10 protein-coding genes are annotated in these 13,830 nt (G+C 57.2%); 7 read left to right on the top strand and 3 right to left on the bottom strand.

The annotated features are described in order from the left end of the window. Positions 1-122 precede the first annotated feature (122 nt). The 4 genes from ACN1CO_RS06045 to ACN1CO_RS06030 all read left to right on the top strand — a co-directional run bounded on the left by ACN1CO_RS06045 (position 123) and on the right by ACN1CO_RS06030 (position 6,699). Positions 123-1,457: an MFS transporter gene (locus ACN1CO_RS06045; RefSeq protein ID WP_419138248.1), complete on the top strand. Its 1,335-nt coding sequence runs from the start codon at positions 123-125 to the stop codon at positions 1,455-1,457. A 67-nt stretch (positions 1,458-1,524) separates the two neighbouring features. Further along, entirely contained in the window at positions 1,525-2,868 is a 1,344-nt protein-coding gene (locus ACN1CO_RS06040) for a VOC family protein (RefSeq protein ID WP_419138247.1), read from the top strand. A gap of 428 nt (positions 2,869-3,296) precedes the next feature. Then, complete coding sequence (locus ACN1CO_RS06035) at positions 3,297-4,817, top strand: carboxylesterase/lipase family protein (protein ID WP_419138246.1); 1,521 nt, start codon at positions 3,297-3,299, stop codon at positions 4,815-4,817. Between the two features lie 217 nt (positions 4,818-5,034). Continuing rightward, entirely contained in the window at positions 5,035-6,699 is a 1,665-nt protein-coding gene (locus ACN1CO_RS06030) for a methyl-accepting chemotaxis protein (RefSeq protein WP_419138245.1), read from the top strand. Here ACN1CO_RS06030 and ACN1CO_RS06025 read toward each other — a convergent pair. Beyond that, entirely contained in the window at positions 6,657-7,538 is an 882-nt protein-coding gene (locus tag ACN1CO_RS06025) for a LysR family transcriptional regulator (RefSeq protein ID WP_419138244.1), read from the bottom strand. The two genes, ACN1CO_RS06030 and ACN1CO_RS06025, sit on opposite strands and share 43 nt — an antisense overlap. A 125-nt stretch (positions 7,539-7,663) precedes the next feature. Here ACN1CO_RS06025 and ACN1CO_RS06020 point away from each other — a divergent pair, with 125 nt between their 5' ends. Together ACN1CO_RS06020 and ACN1CO_RS06015 are read left to right on the top strand one after the other, a co-directional pair. Further along, positions 7,664-8,830: a methionine aminotransferase gene (locus tag ACN1CO_RS06020; RefSeq protein ID WP_419138243.1), complete on the top strand. Its 1,167-nt coding sequence runs from the start codon at positions 7,664-7,666 to the stop codon at positions 8,828-8,830. Between the two features lie 60 nt (positions 8,831-8,890). After that, complete coding sequence (locus ACN1CO_RS06015) at positions 8,891-9,667, top strand: transporter substrate-binding domain-containing protein (RefSeq protein ID WP_419138242.1); 777 nt, start codon at positions 8,891-8,893, stop codon at positions 9,665-9,667. A gap of 36 nt (positions 9,668-9,703) precedes the next feature. Here the strand turns inward: ACN1CO_RS06015 and pepT are convergent, their stop codons facing one another. Next, entirely contained in the window at positions 9,704-10,930 is a 1,227-nt protein-coding gene (pepT, locus tag ACN1CO_RS06010; protein ID WP_419138241.1) for a peptidase T, read from the bottom strand. A gap of 127 nt (positions 10,931-11,057) precedes the next feature. Here pepT and ACN1CO_RS06005 point away from each other — a divergent pair, with 127 nt between their 5' ends. Further along, positions 11,058-12,653, top strand: coding sequence for an ABC transporter substrate-binding protein (locus tag ACN1CO_RS06005; RefSeq protein WP_419138240.1), 1,596 nt, complete (start codon positions 11,058-11,060; stop codon positions 12,651-12,653). A gap of 244 nt (positions 12,654-12,897) precedes the next feature. Here ACN1CO_RS06005 and ACN1CO_RS06000 read toward each other — a convergent pair whose 3' ends face one another. Further along, the gene (locus ACN1CO_RS06000) at positions 12,898-13,812 is read right to left on the bottom strand and encodes a LysR family transcriptional regulator (RefSeq protein ID WP_419138239.1); all 915 of its coding nucleotides are present in this window, start codon (positions 13,810-13,812) and stop codon (positions 12,898-12,900) included. Between the last annotated feature and the right edge of the window lie 18 nt (positions 13,813-13,830).

Below are 13,830 nucleotides of genomic sequence, written 5' to 3'. Positions count from 1 at the left end.
AATTGAATAATTCTCACTATCAACTAAAAATCCGACCGCTTAACGTTAACGATCGGCTATCATAAACGCCGTTTTTTTTACTTAAACTGATGCCAGATTTCGTAACTCCCGGGGAGTGTTCATTGACCAGTGTCGAGGCGGTAGATGTCCGCCAGCTTATCAACCAGCAGGAGCTGAGCCATTGGCAAAAGCGGCTCATTGCGCTCTGTTTCATTGTGGTGGCACTCGATGGCATGGACATTGCGATCATGGGATTTATTGCGCCAACGCTGAAAGCCGCGTGGGGCGTAACCAATCATCAGCTTGGGGCTGTCATCAGCGCCGCCTTAATCGGTCTGGCGCTGGGCGCGATGGTGGCGGGGCCGCTGGCTGACCGCTATGGCCGTCGCATGATGATTATTCTCAGCGTCTTCTTTTTCGGCCTCTGGACGCTGGCAACGGCGCTGTCGCAGAACATCGAACAGATGATGCTGTTCCGCTTCCTGACCGGGCTGGGTCTGGGTGCGGCGATGCCCAACGTCGGTACGCTGGTGGCGGAATATGCCCATGAGCGGCGACGGGCCTTTCTCATCACGGTCGTCTTCTGTGGCTTCACCTTTGGGGCGGCCAGCGGGGGATTTGCCGCCTCATGGCTGTTACCGCGTTATAACTGGCACTCCGTGCTGCTGCTGGGCGGCATTCTGCCGCTGCTGATATTGCCCTTTTTAATCCGTGGCCTGCCGGAGTCAGTGCGGTTCCTCATTAGCCGTGGCGCACCGGCTGAACGCATTCACGCTATCCTCGACCGGATGATGCCGGGCAAAACCCGACCCGACTCTGCGTTTCACGCACCAGAGGCCACCGTGGCGGCAGGCAGCGCGATTGGCACTGTCCTGTCACGCCGCTATGTGTTTGGCAGCACCATGCTTTGGGGCGGCTATTTCATGGGGCTGTTCATGGTCTACCTGATTGGCAGCTGGCTGCCGTCACTGGTGAATACCCTGGGCATGTCGGTCACCGAAGCGGCGATTATCACTGCGATGTATCAGGCGGGCGGGACGCTGGGTTCGCTGTTTGCTGGCTGGATGATGGATCGCTTCAACGCTAACCTGGCGCTGGCGGCGATTTACGGCTGCGGCGGACTGTTTATTGTGGCACTCGGCTTTTCGCCTGCGGAAGTGGGCATGATGAGCGCAATCGCTTTCTGCAGCGGCTTCTGTTTCAACGGCGCCAACACCGGCATGAATGCGTTATCGGCCAGCTATTATCCGACTCATGCCCGTGCCACCGGCTCCAGCTGGATGCACGGGGTGGGCCGCATCGGCGCGATTCTGAGCGCATTTGTGGGCGCAGAGATGATGTCCCTCGGCTGGTCCTTCAGCTTCATCTTTTTGCTGCTGGCGATACCGGCTGTGATCACCACCCTGATGCTGCTGTTAAAAAACCGTTACGGCTTTAAGCCGATCACAGATTCGTGATTTTTTCCACTTACGCCAGCGCGTTGCATTACATTAGCAGCAACGCTCATGGTGTCAGGTGGATAAGATGGACAACTTTCTGAGTGCGGATCTCATCCGCACCCGTTTCTCTCAGGCGATGTCAGTCATGTATCAGCAGGAAGTGCCGCAATATGGCACGCTGATGCAGCTGGTGGCGACCGTCAACGACCGCGCGCTGGAAGCGGATATCGCGCTGAAAGATCGCCTCGCAGCCGCCGATGAAATCGACCGACTCAATCTGGAACGTCACGGTGCAATCCGCGTCGGAACGGCAGAGGAATTAGCCACATTGCGGCAGCTGTTTGCGGTGATGGGGATGCACCCGGTGGGCTATTACGACCTCTCTCAGGCGGGAGTACCCGTCCACTCCACGGCGTTCCGGCCGGTGAGCGATGCGGCGCTGCGACGCAATCCCTTCCGGGTCTTTACCTCGCTGTTACGCCCTGAACTGATCGACGATCAGGCGCTGCGCGAAAAAGCGGCGGAGATTCTTGCTGCGCGCGACATTTTCACTCCCCGTTGCCGGGAACTGCTGGAGCTGCATCAGCAGCAGGGCGGATTAACTGACGAGCAGGCCACTGAATTTGTTATTGAAGCACTGGAAACCTTCCGCTGGCACGCTCACAGCAGCGTAGACAGTCAGACCTATCAGGCACTGAACCATCAGCATCGGCTGATTGCGGATGTGGTCTGCTTCCCCGGCTGCCACATCAACCATCTCACGCCGCGCACGCTGGATATCGACCGCGTCCAGCAACTGATGCCGTCGCGCGGTATCGATCCGAAAACCCTGATCGAGGGACCGCCGCGTCGTCAGGTGCCTATCCTGTTGCGTCAGACGAGCTTTAAAGCGCTGGAAGAGCCGATCATCTTTAAGGATGGGCATCAGGGAACGCATACAGCGCGCTTCGGTGAAATTGAGCAGCGTGGTGTGGCGCTGACGCCTGCAGGACGCGCACTCTACGATCGATTGCTGAGCGAGGCGGGCAGCGGTCAGGATAACCAGCAGCATCAGCAACATCTGGCGGCAATTTTCCGTGACTTCCCCGACGACGAAACGACGCTGCGCCAGCAGGGGCTGGCCTGGTTCCATTATCGCCTGAGTGAAAAGGGCATCGCGACGCCACCCGCTCAGGGTGAATCGCTGGAGACGCTCATCAAAGAAGGTCGTGTGCTGGCCGATCCCATCACCTATGAAGATTTCCTGCCCGTCAGCGCAGCCGGTATTTTTCAGTCCAACCTCGGCGATCGGGCGCAGGTTCGTTCGGCAGGACAGTCAAGCCGTCAGGCATTTGAAGCCGCGCTGGGCGCTGCCGTGCTGGATGAGATGGCGTTATATGAAGAACGTCAGCAGCGCTCCCTTGTGCAGTGCGGCCTGCGTCCGGACTGAGTTTATTTGCGGGTAACGCCCTGTTGCCCGCAACGCATTCTCTGCGCCCGCCCCGCAACGCTGATGGCCCTGAAGCAAGGCAACCTGGGATATTTGCTGAGCGTCACTGGAAAACCCGACGCTTTATCCGCCAGCGCAGGTTTACCCGCGTGAGTATCCTGATCCATTAACAGACTGACTGATTGAGTGCGCCAGAAACAGCCGGGACGTCAGCTGAATGACGCGCTCACGTGCGCTGACCGTCTGTTAACCCATTACTGAGTGATAAACGACGTTAAAGCATCACCGAAACCGACTCTCTCAACCTGTTGATGAGCCTGTTTACGCCTGCCTCTCACTCTTCGGCATATTCTGCAAATCCCTCCCGTACCTGGACAATGCTGGCGGGCCTGCAAATAATGGAGGTACGTTTGAACAGGGAAACAGGAATGAAAAGCGAAACAGGTCTGAGGATCATGACTGCTGAGGGGGAGTTGCGTGGATGCATGGACGATGACCTTTTCGTATTCAAAGGTATACCTTATGCGGCGGCACCGGTTGGCGCATTGCGCTGGCGTCCGCCTCAGCCGGTCTCACCGTGGCCGCAGGTGCGCGACGCTACTGCATTCGGGCCGTCCGGCTGGCAAAACCGGACTTACTGCCAGGCGGTAGGCGGTGGCGATCCCGGTGAGTTCAGTGAAGATTGCCTCTACCTGAATGTCTGGACACCCGATGTCGAGCCGTCCACGCCGCTGCCGGTGATGGTGTGGCTGCACGGCGGTGGCTACACCATTGGCGCGGGCGGGCTGGCACCCTACAGTGGCAAGCCACTGGCTTCACGCGGCGCGGTGGTGGTCACGCTTAACTACCGGCTCGGCCATCTCGGCTTCTTCTCGCATCCGTCCCTGGATGCTGAGTATCCTGCTGCGGGAACGGTCAACAACTTTGGTCTGCTCGATCAGATTGCCGCACTGCAGTGGGTGCAGCGCAACATTCCTGCTTTTGGCGGCGACCGCCGCAATGTAACGCTTTTCGGTGAATCCTCTGGCGCGCGCAGTGTGCTTTCCCTCTGCTGTTCGCCGCTGGCAGAAGGGCTGTTTCACAAAGGCATCGTACAGAGCGCCTACAGCCTGCCAGACACGCCGCTGAAAAAAGCGCGTCAGCAGGGTGTGGCGGTGGCCCGACATTTCGGCCTGCCGCCCGATGCCAGCGCAGAGGCGTTGCGCGCACTGCCCGCCGATGCCTTCTGGTCGCTGGAAGGGCAACTTGCGATCCCGCCGGTGCCGATTGCCGGTGATGCCGTCCTGCCTGAGCCGATGCTGAAAACCTTTATGGCTGGCAAACAGCATCGTCTGCCGCTGATGGCGGGCAGTAACAGCGACGAAGCCAGCGTGCTGGAATATTTTGGCGTGGATGCGACCGCCGTGTTGCATCAGTTGCGCGCTAAAAATCGTCTCACTTACCGTACGCTGAAATGGATGTATGACATCCATGACGATCAGCGGCTGGGACGGGCAGTGGCGCGTGATATGGCCTTCAGTCTGGTGCCGTGGCTGGTGATGCGGGCGCAGCACAATACCGGAATGCCCGGCTGGCGCTACTGGTTTGATTATGTCTCCGAGCATGCGCGTGACCTCTATCCGCACGGCACCTGGCACGGCAACGAAGTACCTTATGTTCTGAATACGCTGAGCCAGATGCCGGATCCGAATGAAGCGCGGCCATTCAGTGAAGCCGATCGGGCCTTTGCCGCGCGGGTCAGCGAGTACTGGTTTATCTTTGCCCGAGACGCGACGGAATATAAGCATCAGCTGGAAGGCGAGGTCGTCTGGCCAGCCTGGCATCCAGGCAATGATGTGACAATGTCACTTGGCGATGATCGTAATAGCGGACTGGTTCTGAAACGAAACTTCATGCGCGCCCGTATGCGCCTTTTCCGGCTGTTAATGACGCGAATGGTCAGGCTCTGAGCAGATGATGAAGGTTAGGCTGCTAACCATTAAGTTATGCGAATGGAATTAATCTGCTTATTTAATTTTAAGCTGCTGAATTTAATGATATTTAACTGAAATAATCATATTTGACGCTGTAAATTAATAGGTAACAAAACAGTTACATTTTCACTATCACATGCCGATAAATCTCCTATGCCCGACGCTTGCGGGTCAACGTGTATAGGATTTTGGTATGGGAATGCTCAAAAATTTTACCATTCGCGCAGTGATGCTGACGATTCTGGGACTGTTTTGCTTACTGTGGAGCGGCGTCGGGCTGTATAGCATCCACTCTCTTGGCGCGCTCAGCGAAGGCAACGAGGTTGACCGTCATCTGGTTGAGCAAATGACGGTGCTGAGCAAAGGTAACGATCAATATTTTCGTGTTATCACGCGATTATCCCGCGTAATGGAAGGCAAAGCGGCGGGCAAAGCGCTGACCGATGAGGCTTATGCCCCGGTGCAGCAGGCGCTGGATGGTATGACCCAGCAACTGGCGCGCTTTAAACAGCTGGCACCTGGCCCAATGAATCCGGATGTGGTGGATGGCGTGATTCAGAGCTGGCAAAAGCTGCTGGATGAGGGCGTGACACCACAACTGCAGCTGGCCCGTCAGGCTTCACCTGATGCGTATCGCCAGCAGGCGAACAATGTTACACCGCCGTTGAGCCGTGCATTTGGCGTCAGCGCAGAGAAATTCAGCCAGGGCGCAGCGCAAAAGCTGGATACCACCCGGGTAGAAGTGGATCACCTCACCGCGACGACCAAAACGATTATCACCATCACGGTCATCATCGGCCTGTTTATTCTGCTGTTCACCGACCGTTATCTGGTGGCGATGCTGGTCCGTCCGCTGGAAAGCATTCGCACCCACTTTGCGGTGATCGCCACGGGCGACCTCAGCCAGCCGGTATCGGATTTCGGTCGCAACTGCGTCGGTAAACTGGTGCCGCTGCTGAGCGCCATGCAGGACAGCCTGCGTGAAGCGGTCAGCGCCATTCGCAGCGGTACCGAAAATATCTCACGCGGTGCGGCAGAGATCTCTGCCGGTAACAACGACCTCTCTTCACGTACCGAAGAGCAGGCCGCTGCGCTGGAGCAGACTGCGGCAAGTATGGAGCAGCTGACGGCGACGGTGAAATTCAACGCCGACAACGCGCGTCAGGCGAGTCTGCTGGCAGAAACCGCGACCACCACGGCACAACGTGGCGGCCAGCTGGTCAGTGAAGTAGTCACCACCATGGATGGCATCTCTGGCAGCTCGAAGAAAATTGCTGAAATCACCAACGTGATTAACGGCATCGCTTTCCAGACCAATATCCTGGCGCTGAACGCCGCCGTAGAAGCGGCACGTGCCGGTGAACAGGGGCGTGGCTTTGCGGTCGTGGCATCTGAAGTGCGCAACCTGGCGCAGCGCAGCGCCAACGCGGCCAAAGAGATCGCGACGCTGATAGAAGAGTCCGTACAGCGCGTGGGTAAAGGCGCCGAGCTGGTGAACACCACCGGCGGCACCATGAATAATATTCTGAAATCGGTTCAGGATGTGGATGCGATCATGAAACAGATCGCATCTGCCTCTGAAGAGCAGAGCAAAGGGATTTCTCAGGTAGGTGCAGCGGTAACCGAAATGGACAGCGTGACGCAGCAGAACGCCTCACTGGTCGAGGAGGTCTCTGCAGCAGCGAGCGCGCTGGCACTGCAGACGGAAGCGCTGCAGGCCTCTGTATCGAAGTTCCGTCTCTCCAGCGACCGCAAAATCGCACCTGCTATCAGTAATAAACCTGCCGCGCCAAAAGCCCCTGTGCTGAGTGCGCCTCAGGCCAAACCTGCTGATAATGGCGACTGGGTCACCTTCTGATCCCTGCAAAGCCACGCCACCAGTTCCGCCAGGAACGGTGGCGCATCCAGTGCGGGCCGTTGCAGTAAACTGTAAACGGCACCGGTTTTGACCTCGCCAGCGAACGGCTTAATCAGCCTGCCGCTGGCAATATCACTCTCCACCAGATTGCTGTCGGCAATTGCCACGCCAAACCCCTGAATCGCTGCACTAATCGCTAAGTCCATCGTGGCAAAATGCTGGTTTCGCATCATGCTCAGCGTCACCTGCTGCGTCTGCAGCCAGCACTGCCAGTCACGCGTATCCGCTGTGGGATGCAGAAAGGTCATTGCGGCCAGCGCAGACGGCGAGTCGGGGCAGGGTTGATCCGCTGCCATCACCGGCGTCAGCGACTCACTGAACAGGCAGATCCCCTCCGGATGCGGCTTGCCATATACGATCGCGGCATCAAAGTTCTCAAGCTGCGCAGCATGATCCAGCGTTGTCGTCAGGGCCACATGCAGTTCCGGTCGCTGTTGTTCCAGCGCCATCAGCCGGGGCACCAGCCAGCGCATCGCACAGGTCGGAGCTTTCAGGCGAATGCTAACCTGACTGCGGCGAACCTTTTCGCTGGCCTGCACCATCAGCTCAAAACCCTGACTGAGTTCGGGCAGCAGCGCGACGCCCTGAGGTGTGAGCCGCAGGCCGCGTGCGTGGCGGTCAAACAGCGTCACGCCGAGCCACTGCTCCAGCGCGGCGATCTTGCGACTGACGGCACCCTGGGTCAGGCACAGCTCGCGGGCAGCATGCGTCAGATTGAGATGACGGGCGGTCACCAGAAAGGCGTGAATGGCATTAAGCGGCAGCGTTAAGCGCGACACGGTAAACCTCAGCTATGCATTTTTATCATGGCTATTATGACGACATTTCGCTTGCCGACTCAAGTCGCAGCCCGTTGAATAGTTATTTACCGCATCTGACCAGTTATGCCCCTGATGGAGAGAATATGTCCCTGAAAACGCCTGTCGCTATCCACTCAAAACTGCCGGACGTCGGCACCACTATTTTTAGCGTGATTGGCCAGCTCTCGGCGCAGCATCAGGCGATCAACCTGTCGCAGGGCGCGCCCAATTTTCCCTGTGATCCGGCACTGGTCGATTCCGTCAGCCGTGCGATGCAGGAGGGGCACAATCAGTATGCCGCCATGATGGGTCTGCCCGCCTTGCGCGAGGCGCTCGCCAGCAAAGTGCAGGCGCTCTATGGGCAGACCTATGATGCCGCCAGTGAGGTGCTAATCACCGGCAGTGCCAGCCAGGGAATCTATATGGCGATTACCGCCCTGGTCCATCAGGGCGATGAGGTGATCTTCTTTGAACCGGCATTTGACAGTTATGCGCCGGTGGTGCGGTTGCAGGGTGGAACACCGATAGGCCTGAAGCTGCAGGTGCCATCATTTGCGATCGACTGGGATCAGCTGCGGGCGGCGATCACGCCACGCACCCGCATGATCATCATTAATACGCCGCACAACCCCAGCGCGCAGGTGCTGACCCCCGATGACCTCAATCAGCTGGCGGCTCTGATTCGCAACACCGATATCGTGGTGCTCTCCGATGAGGTTTACGAACATATCCTGTTTGATGGACGTCCGCACTGTGGGATGGCGACGCATCCGGAGCTGGCGGCGCGCAGTGTTATCGTCTCCTCGTTTGGCAAAACCTTCCACGTCACCGGCTGGCGGGTGGGCTACTGTCTGGCACCGGCAGAGCTGATGACCGAGCTGGTGAAAGTGCATCAGTTTATGATGTACGCCGCCGATACGCCGATGCAGGTTGGCTTCGCACACTATCTGCAGACGCCGGAGAACTATCTGTCGCTCAACGCTTTCTATCAGCAGAAGCGCGATCGGCTGATCGCGCTGATGGAGAACTCCCCATTCCGGCTGCTGCCGAGTGCCGGTTCGTTCTTTATGCTCGCAAGCTATGGACATTTCAGTGACGAACCAGACAGTGAAATGGTAAAACGTCTTATCGTCGATCACGGTGTGGCAACCATACCGCTGTCGGCGTTTTATATGGATGGCACAGACAACAAACTGATTCGTCTCTCTTTTGCGAAAGACGAGGCGACACTAGAGGCTGGCGCGGCTGCGCTATGTGCTTTTTCTCACTGAATCACGCCACCGCGTGGGTCAGCACCGGGAACAGGTAACCAGGACTTTTCGGGGTAAATAATGAAGAAACTGAACGCGCTTTTTCTCGCTCTGGGCATGATGACATCGGTACAGGCACTGGCACAGGATTTACGTTACGGCGTGGAGTCACAATATCCGCCGTTTGAAAGTCGCAATGCAAAGGGCGAACTAGAAGGCTTTGATATCGAGCTGGGTAATGCCATCTGTAAGGCAGGCAACTTCAGCTGCCACTGGGTCGAGAGCAGCTTTGATGCGCTGATCCCGGCACTGCAGGCGAAGAAATTCGACGCCATTAACTCGGCGATGAACATCACCGAAGCGCGCGCCAAAAGCATCGCGTTTACGCAGCCGATCTACCGTATTCCGACCATGTTAGTGGCGAAGAACGGTGAAAATCTGGCACCGACCGCCGAAAGTCTCAAAGGCAAAAACATCGGCGTGTTGCAGGGGTCGATTCAGGAAACCTATGCGAAGAAGCACTGGGAGACGCAGGGCGTAACGGTCACGTCGTATCAGGATCAGAACCAGGTCTACAACGACATGGTCGCAGGCCGCCTTGATGGCACGCTGGTGATGTCCGCGGCCGGTCAGTCGGGCTTCCTCGATAAGCCGCAGGGCAAAGGCTTTGGCTTTGTCGGCAAGCCCGTCGAAGATGACGCGATTCTCGGCTCAGGCATCGGCTATGGCCTGCGCAAAGATGACGCGAAGCTGAAACAGTCACTGGATGCGGCGATCGCCAAAGTGCAGGGCGATGGCACCATCAAAAAGCTGGCTGAAAAATACTTCCCCGGTATTGATGTCAGCGCGAAGCCATAATCACAATCGGGCGCGTTCTGCGCCCGATTTTCCTGCTTAACCTGCCGCAAGATAACAGAGTTTTTCTGCCACCTGATAGGACTTCACAAACGACGTAATCGGCAAAAACTCGAAACGTGAATGGAAATTATGCGCGCCGGTAAAGAAGTTCGGCGTCAGCAACCCTTTAGCTGACAGCGCCGCCCCGTCCGTGCCGCCACGCATCGGAATCACTTTTGGCTCAATCTCCAGCGCGGCAAAGGCACTGAAGATCAGGTCAATTGCCCGACGATCCTCACCCAGCGCATTGCTGATGTTGCTGTAGATATCGCTGATAGTGATACTTACCTCACCGGTGGGATAACGCGCCGTGAGTTCTTCAGCCGCCTGCTGTAGCTGCTGCTTGCGTGCCGCGAAGCTGGCCAGATCAAAATCACGGATTGAGGCCTTCAGCGTCGCCTTGCTGGCGTTGGCCTGAATCTCATTGAACCAGATATAGCCTTCGCGACCTTCGGTGTGCTCCGGTGTCTGCTGACGATCAAACAGGCTGATGTAGTCATGGGCCATCAGAAGCGGATTGACCAGCACGCCTTTGCCCGACATCGGATGTGCCGGCACACCGGTAAACACAATCTCTGCAGCGGCGCCATTAAAGTTCTCGTACACCACTTCGCCCAGTTCGCAGCAGTCGATGGTCCAGGCAAAATCGACATTGAAGCGCGTTTCCAGATCCAGCGCTTTCGCCCCGCGCAGACCAATCTCCTCATCCGGCACAAAGGCCACCACGATATCGCCATGATCGCCCTTCAGGTTCGCCATCAGCGTCATCACCACGGTCACCGCCGCTTTGTTATCCGCGCCCAGCACGCTGGTGCCGTCACTGAAGATCACCTGCTGACCCACATAGGGCGCGATCTCCGGATGTTCATCGCGGCGCAGCCAGATATCCTGCCCGGCATTCAGACAGAGATCTTCGCCCTGCCAGGTGAGGATTTGCGGGTGGATATCGGGCGACAAACCCACATCAACGGTATCGATGTGGGTAATAAATCCGATACGCGGTGCGTCAGGACGGTTGCCGCGTTTCACCGCCGTCACCGTGGCATGGTCATCAATCACCACCTCATCCAGCCCTAAGGTGCGCAGCTCGTCCGCCAGCAGTTCCGCCATGGCGTGCTGGCTCGGTGTGCTGGGCAAAGCTGTCGATTTAGCATCGCTCTGACTGCTGACGGCGAGGTAACGGAAAAAACGTTCGGTGAGTTGCGACTCAAGTTTGTCTGTCATCACTATTCCTTATTAGTCAGCCACGGGCGGGGTTCGCTATGGTGCCGAATCGTGCTATCAATGAAGCATCTGAATGATTCATTTAGATATTGTGATCACCGGAAGTCAATACAAAGCGAGGATGATAATGAAAATCAAGATAGCCACCTTAGCGCTTGTTACTGCTGGGATAGCGCTGGCTGGCAGCGTTAACGCCAAAACGCTGGTCTACTGTTCTGAGGGATCGCCAGAGAATTTTAATCCTCAGCTCTATACCTCCGGAACCAGTGTTGACGCCAGTGCGGTGCCGGTTTTTAACCGGCTGGTAGACTTCACACCGGGCACCACCAACCTGGTGCCGAGCCTGGCGGAAAGCTGGGAGATCAGCCCGGATGGCACTGTCTACACCTTCCATCTGCGTAAGAACGTAAAGTTCCAGAGCAACAAACAGTTCAAACCCAGCCGCGACTTCAACGCCGATGATGTGATCTTCTCTTTCATGCGCCAGATGGACCCGAAAAATCCCTACCACAATGTCTCTGGCGGCACCTATTCCAACTTCGAAAGCCTCGAACTCTCCACGCTGATTAAAAGTATCGACCGGGTGGATGACCACACCGTGCGCTTCACGCTAGCCCATCCGGAAGCCCCGTTCCTTGCCGACCTCGCCTGGTATTTCGCCTCGATCCACTCGGCTGAATACGCGGATGCCATGCTGAAAGCGGGGACGCCGGAGAAGGTCGATATGAACCCGATTGGCACCGGCCCGTTTGAACTGGTGCAGTACCAGAAAGATTCCCGCATCCTCTACAAAGCCTTCCCGGACTACTGGCAGGGCAAAGCGAAACTCGATCGGCTGGTATTCAGCATTACACCGGACGCCTCTGTGCGCTACGCCAAGCTGGAGAAGAACGAGTGCCAGGTGATGCCATTCCCCAATCCCGCCGATCTGGAAAAAATGCGCGCCAACCCGGATATCACTCTGGAACAGAAGGCGGGTCTGAACACCGGATTCCTGGCGTTTAACACCACTAAAGCGCCAACCGACAATGTCAAAGTGCGGCAGGCGCTGGCGATGGCGATCAACAAACCGGCAATTATCGAGGCGATATTTAAAGGCACCGGCACGGTCGCAAAAAATATCCTGCCACCGGGCGTCTGGAGTGCGGATAAAGACCTGAAAGATTACGAATACGATCCGGAGAAGGCCAAAGCGTTGCTGCAACAGGCCGGCGTCAAGCCGGGCACCGAGATTGCACTCTGGGCGATGCCGGTTCAGCGGCCTTACAACCCGAATGCACGCCGCATGGCGGAGATGATTCAGTCGGACTGGGCCAAAGTCGGCATCAAAGCCAACATCGTCAGCTATGAGTGGGGCGAATACCTGAAACGCGTGCGCAGCGGCGAGCATCAGGCCGCGCTGATGGGCTGGACCACTGCGACCGGCGATCCCGACAACTTCTTCGGCCCACTTTACAGCTGCACCTCTGCGCAGGGCGGTTCTAACTCCTCAAAATGGTGCTACCAGCCGTTCGAGAAGTTAATAACCGAAGCCCGCGCCGAGCCGGATCAGGGCAAACGCACCGCGCTCTATCTGCAGGCGCAGCAGATAATGCATGACCAGATGCCTGCCGTGATGATTGCGCACTCCACCATCTTCGAGCCGGTGCGCAAATCGGTCAGCGGCTATCAGGTCGATCCGTTCGGCAAGCACATCTTCTATCAGGTGGATATTAAGCAGTAAGCGACTGCCACAAACCCAGAGGCCTACTCCGTAGTTAGTCTCTGCTTATGCACCTAAGTCAGGATAGATCTGACAGCAATAAATAAGCTCAACGCGAAGGGAACATGACCCGAAGAGGAAAGCGTCCCACGCCAGGACTGCGTGGGCCGAGCATGCCATGGATGGCGGCTTTTGCGACTTTCCGATCGGGTCGAGTTCCCTTAGCCATCACGGTCTTATAGCAAATCTTTGCAGACCTTAATCCTTATCCCATCCTCACCTGCTGATCCATCTCCGTCAGCCGCTGCTGCAAAAACTGCAGAAACAGCGTCAAAGCCGCGTTGCGCTGACGTCCAGACACTGTCTGAAGCTGCAACGTCCGCTGACTCAACTGATCCACCCCCATCGACCGCAACACTAGATTTTGCACATCGCGCTCAAACAACAGAGTAAACGCGCTACAGATAGTCACCGCCTGCGGCGTATGCAGCAAAAAGTGATAAAGCGTAGCGAAATAGTCGCAGGTCAGCACCGGCTCCACCACGCAGTCATTCATCTGACAGGAAAGATCAAACAGCTGCCGGACAGTGGTGTGATGACCCGGCAATGCCAGCGGCCAGCGATGGAGATCGCCCAGCGTCACCTCACGTGACGCCAGCGGATGTGACTCATGCATCGCCAGCAACACCGGTGCGGACCACGAGCCGAGCACCTCAACGCTGCGCTCCGGCTGCAGGCTAAACTGCAGCGCCACATCACATTCACCCGCCCTGACGCACGCCGCCACGCCCTGTGAGTGCGTCACGTTAATCGCAAACAGCGCACCGGGATTCGCCAGGCGAAACTCCGCCAGCAGGCCTGGCAACAGACTGAACGCCATCCCATCCGTGCAGGCGATGCGGATCAGACTGCGGCGTACCGCTTTCAACCCCTTAATCTCCGCCAGCGCATACTCCATATCGAGCTGACTCTTACGCACATGATGCGCAAAAATCTCACCCGCCTCATTCAACACCATGCCGCGCGCATGACGCTCAAACAGTGGCACCCCGACCTGTGCTTCCAGCCGCTGAATCTGACGACTGATCGCCGACACCGCGACAAACAGTTGCTCACTGGCGGCGCTCAGCGAGCCACTCTCAACCACCGCCAGGAAATAGCGGATCTCGCTGCTTATCATCGTCACTCCGGAAAACGC

Origin of the sequence: Pantoea sp. R13S299, assembly GCF_048515925.1 — a bacterium.
Classification (GTDB): Bacteria; Pseudomonadota; Gammaproteobacteria; order Enterobacterales; family Enterobacteriaceae; genus Pantoea.
This window is presented reverse-complemented; position numbering and strand designations above follow the sequence as displayed.

Coding starts and splice junctions, on each gene's coding strand:
- ACN1CO_RS06020 (WP_419138243.1), top strand. CDS start 7,664: ATGTCCCTGAAAACGCCTGTCGCTATCCACTCAAAACTGCCGGACGTC.
- ACN1CO_RS06005 (WP_419138240.1), top strand. CDS start 11,058: ATGAAAATCAAGATAGCCACCTTAGCGCTTGTTACTGCTGGGATAGCG.
- ACN1CO_RS06040 (WP_419138247.1), top strand. CDS start 1,525: ATGGACAACTTTCTGAGTGCGGATCTCATCCGCACCCGTTTCTCTCAG.
- ACN1CO_RS06030 (WP_419138245.1), top strand. CDS start 5,035: ATGGGAATGCTCAAAAATTTTACCATTCGCGCAGTGATGCTGACGATT.
- pepT (WP_419138241.1), bottom strand. CDS start 10,930: ATGACAGACAAACTTGAGTCGCAACTCACCGAACGTTTTTTCCGTTAC.
- ACN1CO_RS06015 (WP_419138242.1), top strand. CDS start 8,891: ATGAAGAAACTGAACGCGCTTTTTCTCGCTCTGGGCATGATGACATCG.
- ACN1CO_RS06000 (WP_419138239.1), bottom strand. CDS start 13,812: ATGATAAGCAGCGAGATCCGCTATTTCCTGGCGGTGGTTGAGAGTGGC.
- ACN1CO_RS06035 (WP_419138246.1), top strand. CDS start 3,297: ATGAAAAGCGAAACAGGTCTGAGGATCATGACTGCTGAGGGGGAGTTG.